Genomic DNA, 6,000 nt, shown 5'->3' with positions numbered 1-6,000 from the left:
GCCGCAAGGCGGCCACGGCATAGTCTGCCGCTTCAAAGATCGACATCCGCTCAAGTCCGGACCCATGCACCAACGCCAGCATCAAGGACATCTCGCGCAAACGCCGGAATGTCCTTCTTCTGCATCTTTTCCCCTGGGCACCTCCCGGCAGGGAGACGCGATCGTTTGGACCCGATGCCGCGACGGCGGCCGGTCGGACGACGACGCCGACGAAAGTCTTTCCGAAGACACCGGCCACGAGCGATGCGCTTGCCGAAGGCCTGGCGGAGATCGGCACCGTGCTGGCCCGCTCCAGCCGGCTGCTGGCGGGCGAAAACTTCGCGCCGCGCGCGGCGGACATCCCGGACGTCGACGCGGGATGGCATGGGGCAACAGCGCGCGAGGCTTCGTCGGCTTGGCTCGGGCCGCTGATCCGTGATTTCGATTGGGACGTGGACCGGCGGCTGGCCGACTGGCTCGCCGTCGTCGAAAAGCTGCGCGAAAACATGCCGGTCGCGCTCGCCGCGGCGATCTCCTGGGATGCCTGGCAAGCCATCGAACCGCTGCAGCACCAGCACTGGCCCGGCAATCTGCTAATCGCCGCGCGGTTGCGGGAGACCGGCAAGGTCGGCTCGCATCTTTTTTGCCTGCATGCCGGGCTGCGATCGTTCCTCGGGATCGGCGCAAAAGCCCCCACCGCACCACCCGGCTGCTGGCCGTCCTCGACGCTTTTGCAGAGGCAGCCGCGCTGAGAGAACTCACCGGCTGGTGCTGGCCAAAGGCCAGATGGAACGCCGGCCAAGGAAGCGGCGAAAAAACTCGAGCCTGCCGGCGCTGATCGAGCTTTTGCTGGCGCGACCGGTGGTGTCGGCCGGATTGATAGCGGCCGAGCTAAAGGTCACGCAGCGTGCGGCGCTCGGCCTCGTCGCCGAGCTCGGCATCCGCGAAGTGACGGGCAGGGGGCGGTACCGGGCGTGGGGGTTTGTGCGACGAAAGTCGTAAGTCGCCGAACGCCGCGATGGGCTGTTACCAGTCCGAGGCAGGGCGTTCCTGCCCTCCCGAAATTCTTGAGCGGCTGAATGCCGCGAAAAATGAAAAGCGCGAGGCAACGTAAGGCATGGCCAAGCCGCAAGCCGTGGAAAGTTTCGCAAAAAGGAATTGGTATATTTCCGAAAACGGCTACGTCGTCGCGATCATTCCGAATGAATGACAGCTGGAGCGGCGTCATAGGCAACGACGCGCTCGGCATTAAGCACTTTGCCCGGCGGACATATCCGGACCCACGGCGGCAAAGGTCGAGAACAGTACTCCTCGCCGGGGGCAGTCGGTCCCGCGTCGCGCCTTTGGCGCCGCAATGGGTGACGCTCCTACGGCTGCCCTCTTGACCGGTCTCGTCGTTGCAGTGGGTCGCCTACGGCGGCGCTATGGCGACGCTCCTTCGGCTGCCTCTTTTTTGCCTCCTTTTTACAGCGCTGCTCCGCGTACGATCGGCTCGTTGGCATGATCAGGGATGGCGACATCACCTGCCGCGGCGTGGCAGCCGGCGAACGCCTCTATCCCTAGCATTGCCCTACCGTCGGCTGTCCATCAGAGTCCCCCGCCCAAACGAAAGTTCACGTACCAACCGGGCCATCTTTCGCTGGCGACCGTAATCCAAGTTGCCTGCCGTTCTGACAATCTGGTAGATCGAATGCTGCTAAATCGCGCACCATCTTATTGACGAATCCCAGAGTATAGAGTCAACTCTATAGGGGCGGGTTTCACGGCACATGATCTCTTCAGATCGTGTACTAATGCCGATTCGTGTTGGGGGCGATCATTTAATTGACAGCTTTTGTTAAGGTCGTAAGCACGATGTGTACGTACGGCGCAGTCAATGACGCAATCAATCGTGTCATCTTCGACGGTCGACATAAACTTGGTCCCGTTTATCTTGAGATTGAAGGGCAGGTAACTAGCGAAATAGCGGCTCACTTGAGCATCCCAGCGACCGATTGCGTGGATGTGATATTAAAGGCGGTTGCTGCCAGCCTGACGTGGAGCCGTCAGGATCCCTTCAGCTGGCACCTCAGCGAACTTGATGCCTGGTCGGCACTTGAAAGGTTTGGCACACCACCGTTTACTGCCCTCCTTGCTGCTTTGTCGATCGCAGCGGAGCGCATGCGAGCCGACCACGTCTACTCTGCCCAAAATTACTACGAGCGCCTATTCGAAGTCCTCGGCATCGACAACGAAAGTCGCAAAAATAGCTTACGCCAGAATGCGAAATCCACGAGGGGGTTTTGGGAGGCCCTGAACCTCTGGCTGGCGCAGAACGACTTCGATTTTGGCCGCCCGACGGCCAAGCGCATCAACGATTGGCCATACGTAAGCTTTGCTCTGTCTCAAGCTCTGCTTCGAAGGGGGGACCGTGAGCGGATTCATAGTCTCTTCGTCGAGTATGGCCTAGCTCCGCACGAGAAGCTGACCGACGCGGAGATGACACTGTATCTCCATGAGTGGATGCGTGGTCCAGCACCATCAAGTTGGCTCAAGCGCATTTGGGCATCGCCGGATCTTCGCCCGAGGGTCGCCGCTGCTGCGTGCGCTGAGCTCGAAGCTTGGGAAGGTGTCGGCGAGGTCTCGGAAGCCGGCGGCCAGCGCCGCCGATTAAGCTGGGCAGCCTCCCTGCAGACCTTCCCACGGCGCGAGCTGCGCATGTTTATGTCTGCTGCAGGGGCCGATGATGACAGCCAGATAACGCTCACCTTACCTACTGGCCTTGAGCCAGCTGCCGCATCCGCCTTTGAGCATTGCACAAATGGATTGTGGCTGACGCCATCTGCAAGCGGCGAGATTGCCGTGATTGAGCCGGTGCAGGACATTGCCCTGAGCCCCCTAATGCTCGCCTCCTTCGAACTCAAAGCCAACGAGGGCGGTATGAGCTTTCACCGCGCAGCCCGAGCCATCGTTCCGATGGTCAAGCTGGACACCGGGGCCTTCTATCGGGAAGTGTCTCGTATCTCGTTCCTGAGGCCGCACCTGGTTCTGTGCCATGAAAAGTGGGGCGATCGGGTTTCAAGTCTGCTCAAGCTGAGTGCCCGCCAAGGATTCACCAAATGGACGTCGCAAGCACTCAGAGGTTTGCCGCAAGAATGGCTTCTATTCAGCGGTGTCGAAATGTTGCGGGGACCATCGGTGTCTGGCGGTGATCTGCAAGCTTTAGCTCCGCTATCCCAAGGAGTGTCAATTGAGATGGCTGGCGGATTGAGGCTATCACAAAATCTCTGGCACGCTGCTGCTCCACCCGAGATTACGGCCGCCGGTCCTGCAGGTCCTCTTGCTTTAGAACTGCGGAACGCCGCCGAGGAGGTCGTGGCAGCCAATGGATCGAAAGGATCATCCTGCCGCCTCACTTTGTCTCGCGAGCAATCCTGGGATGCTTCCGATTTCACGCTGACGGCATCGATAGCGGGCAAGGTGCGAAGTGAAGTCAGTCTATCGTTTCGCTCTGCAGATCAGCCGAGGCGATTGACCGCTGATGGTCAATTAAATGCCTACCGTGTCGCACAATCTGACCCGGTTGCATTCCTGACAGCGAAACCCACAGATGGAGCTTTCCGCGGACTTTTCATAAGAGGGATGGGACTGCATGGCGTGTCGCAGGCCGCGGCAGGTCAGCATGCTATTGAGTTGGACGCGATTTCCGGTGGGCAGAACGCCGAAGACGAAATGCCCACAGAGATGGAGGGCAGATATAAGTTACACAGCGTCGACGGTCTTCAGGAGACCTGCGTTCTACGCGGCCATCACTATTGGATAGTCGACGCATTCAATGCTGGCGATGATCCGCGGGATGACAAATGGATGACCTGCCGCTCTTGCAAGAGCCGGGTGCTCACACGTAACCGAGGCGCTCCACCCAAAAAGACAATGCGCCGCCTTACCCTGACTGGAGCAACTCGGGCGGAAGGACCACCGCTGATGGGAGCTCGAATTATCGAGGCACCAGGCCCGGATCTAATCCTCGATGCGGTCTTCTATCTCGGATCTGGATCTTGGCGCAGGCTTCAAGATCTCGCAGCTACACAAGACGGGCCTGTAGTCGCAGCACAAAGGCTGAGCCAAGCTCTTATTTCGCTCGGCCACATTGATGTTAGTTATGATGACCGCCTCAGTTCCCCATTGAATTGGGTGGCTGCACCGCCTGCCTTGGTCTTCACGCCTTCGGGAAGTGCCTTCTTGGCCGGTTTCCGAAACGAGGTGCTACTGGACGCCATCTCAGCATGTTTGGTCGCTGCAGGCAGCGCGCTAGAGGTCACGGTGCAAGAAGACGCTCCAGCCGCCTACATCTGGTCGGGCCTCGATCCCTCGAAGGCGGAGCACTTTCTCGCGAAGATACAGGATGTGCATGGCCGCAAGCTGGCGGTCACTCGCGGCTTCACCGCAGCGGTTGCGAGCAATGGGCCGACTGTTAGCGAGCTTGCCGCCCATATGCGGCCCATCCACCTCGATGGGCCTAAGGATCTGCAACGCTTCGACCCTGGCAGCGGGACCTGGCGCGCCGTCAACGCAATTGACAGCGTGGGGGCGTATCGCGGTGACTATGCTGGACGCCGCTACATTTTCTGCGATTCCATGGGATCACAGCGCGAAGGATCGTTTGGCCTGGTCAAGCTTTTGGCCGCCCGGGCTGCGGGTCTGAAGCTGCATAGCTATGATCCGAGGACCCGTGTCTTCCAGGCAGTGTTAGGGTGTGATCCACCGGGAATCTATTCCCGGGCTTTGACCGCTAGTTCCGGACTGATACCCCAGCGTGCCGGACCTAAGCTCCATTACTGCGGCATTGATCCGAATGATGCCACGCTCATTCTGTCCAAGCTTTACAGTTAGGTTTTTCATGACCGATGCCACTCCCCAGATAATACTTCGCTACATTCAGGACGCTTATCTCCGCTATTACGACACCGCCTTTTGGCTTCGTGATCCTAACCTGCTCGCCGAGCGCCGAGCGCTGCTAAACGAGACTGGTGCCACAGCTCAAGATGTACTCCTTGAATCGGTCTTGCCCTATCTCTCGACCGCATCGATCGCGGAGGCCGCAGCGCAGGCTGGCCTGACATCCCGTCAGAGTGAAACACTAGCTAGAATCCTGTTCGGGAAACCGGATACTTTCCGGCTCCGCAAGCATCAGGCGGAGGCGCTGGTCACGTCGCTGGCCACTGCTAGCGCCGCAAAGCGCAACATTGTAATCACGTCGGGTACTGGCTCCGGCAAGACCGAAAGCTTCCTGCTGCCAGTTCTGGCTCGCTTAGTTCAAGAGCGGGGAGAGAGCCACCGAGGCTACCTCCTGAATCCTTGGTGGGAGGCCAACTGGGAGGCAAAGTCCACTTGGGAAGGCTTAAGATCGCATGAGCCAGGCCGGCCCGCTGCGGCAGTGCGCACGCTTGTACTCTATCCCACTAACGCGCTTGTCGAAGACCAGATCTCCCGTTTGCGCCAAGCCGCCTTCCGGGCTCAGGAGCCGAACCAGGCACCCCTCTTCTATTTCGGCCGCTACACGGGCGCGACACCCGGCGGGACCTTCCGCCCCGTCGGAGAGCTGAAGGCAGCTGATCGCAAGAAGGTGCGCGATGTCGCTCGAGAGATCTTTGCGATCGCCAGGGAAGCCGACAGGCTTCGCACACGCGACAATGATGTCCGGGCGCAATTTTCTGACCCCCGCTGCGGAGAGATGATGACCCGCTGGGATATGATCGAGACACCGCCGGATGTCTTGATCACGAACGTTTCGATGCTCAACATCATGCTGATGCGGGAGGTCGAAGAGCCGATTTTCCGCAAGACCCGTGAGTGGCTGGCTGCATCGAAAGAGCATTGCTTCTCATTTGTCGTAGACGAGCTCCACAGCTATCGTGGCACCCAAGGCACAGAGGTCGCCTTGGTAGTGCGCAACCTATTGGACCGCCTGGGACTTGCCCCAGACAGCCCGCAACTGCGCTGCATCGGAACCTCCGCCTCGCTTGATGGTGCAGAAGGCTT

3 protein-coding genes and 1 pseudogene are annotated in these 6,000 nt (G+C 59.6%); all 4 read left to right on the top strand.

What is annotated here, in order from left to right; translation table 11 throughout:
• Positions 1-278 precede the first annotated feature (278 nt).
• The gene (locus AC0L2Y_RS28025; protein ID WP_473560938.1) at positions 279-731 is read left to right on the top strand and encodes a DUF1612 domain-containing protein; all 453 of its coding nucleotides are present in this window, start codon (positions 279-281) and stop codon (positions 729-731) included.
• A gap of 16 nt (positions 732-747) precedes the next feature.
• A complete protein-coding gene (locus tag AC0L2Y_RS28020) occupies positions 748-981 on the top strand; it encodes a helix-turn-helix domain-containing protein (protein ID WP_473560937.1) in 234 nt (77 codons plus the stop codon).
• Positions 982-1,803: 822 nt separating this feature from the next.
• Positions 1,804-4,851 carry a hypothetical protein gene (locus AC0L2Y_RS28015; RefSeq protein ID WP_473560935.1) on the top strand — a complete coding sequence of 1,016 codons (3,048 nt, stop codon included), beginning with the start codon at positions 1,804-1,806 and terminating at the stop codon, positions 4,849-4,851.
• Positions 4,814-5,455: pseudogene (locus AC0L2Y_RS28010) on the top strand (DEAD/DEAH box helicase); the annotation flags it as partial. The gene AC0L2Y_RS28015 and the pseudogene AC0L2Y_RS28010, both read left to right, overlap by 38 nt.
• Positions 5,456-6,000: the final 545 nt, after the last annotated feature.

The organism is Mesorhizobium sp. WSM4830, assembly GCF_055811495.1.
The sequence above is the reverse complement of the archived record's forward strand: the minus strand, read 5'-3'. Positions and strand labels throughout refer to the sequence as shown.